The organism is Muriicola jejuensis (assembly GCF_010671595.1).
GTDB classification, from domain to species: Bacteria; Bacteroidota; Bacteroidia; order Flavobacteriales; family Flavobacteriaceae; genus Muriicola; species Muriicola jejuensis.
The window spans coordinates 1-1,188 of sequence record NZ_JAABOP010000022.1; the positions used below are offsets into that span (position 1 = coordinate 1).

Sequence of the window (1,188 nt, forward strand, 5' to 3'; positions counted from 1 at the left end):
AGATTCCAAATTCTGAAGGCAAATCCTGTTCTGAGGTCTGAGAAAACAGGCTTTGGGATATGGCAGAGAGAACAATCAGGTAAAAAAAGAGGTTTTTTTTCATTTTCAAAAAATAGCACACAACGGTCTCGTGTATGGCCTGTGCCGATTGTTTTCAAGGCCAGGATACACGAAAATTAATTTAATTGAAAGGTAATTAATTTTGGGGTAAAAGAAGAGGCATGGGCTATACGCGTTGTTGTAGACAGTTATTTTACTTGCCTAGTTCTTCATTTCTTTAAGAACCAGTTCTCCAATCAATTTATGGCAGCTTGTCATTGGGTGCCACTCATCATACCATAAATACTTATTTGGATCAGGAAACTGATAGGTGCCTTTCCACGGTTTATTATGGTATTGATTACTTGCGACCAGATCGTTCATAAATGAGTAGATATCTATAAAATAGACTTTGATCTCCGGATTTAGTTTTACCAATCCATCCGTCTTATCATAGAGCATGGAGAAAAGCTCTGCGTTAAATTCTTTTGTTAGTTCTTTGACTACTGGTATTAAGCCATGATAATCAGTATTTGGTCCATATCCCAGCGATAGGGTGAGGTCAAAATTATTAAAAACCACAAAGTGTTTACCTCCTTTTTCTATTAGTTTATTGAGACCTACTCTTATATTTTCGACTGAATTTGAAGGATCCTCTTTGTTGTCCCAATAGTCGTTTACACCTATCCAGATCGTATATAGTGTTTCCTCTGGATTTGTTGATAGGTCGTATTTATCAACCTGCCAATTAAAGCCAGACCAATCAAATCCCATATAATGACCATTGTCTGTTCTTGCTCCACCCCAGGCTCTATTTTCAACATTTGGACAATTTATCATTTCGGCGAGATATTCAATCCATACAAGGCCATTTGTATCCCTATTGAAACCATGGCCATCTATATAACCATTATCAGTAAAACTATCGCCGAACGCCACTATGTATTGGTAATCCTGTGCGAAGCCACTAACTGATATAATTGCAATGAAAAATAAAGTGATTAATGAGTTTCTCATATTAATTGTCTACAACGGTGACGGCTATGACCAGGCGTTAGTTTCCTGATCTCTCCATAAGATTATTATAATCCCTAAGATAGCAAATAGAGAATAATCTCAGGAATAAACGCTTGGTTATAGCCGTTGTTC

1 protein-coding gene is annotated in these 1,188 nt (G+C 37.0%); it reads right to left on the reverse strand.

What is annotated here, in order from left to right:
• Window positions 1-261: 261 nt before the first annotated feature.
• Window positions 262-1,056: an SGNH/GDSL hydrolase family protein gene (locus GWK09_RS14880; protein WP_163694261.1), complete on the reverse strand. Its 795-nt coding sequence runs from the start codon at window positions 1,054-1,056 to the stop codon at window positions 262-264.
• Between the last annotated feature and the right edge of the window lie 132 nt (window positions 1,057-1,188).

Coding starts and splice junctions, on each gene's coding strand:
- GWK09_RS14880 (WP_163694261.1), bottom strand. CDS start 1,056: ATGAGAAACTCATTAATCACTTTATTTTTCATTGCAATTATATCAGTT.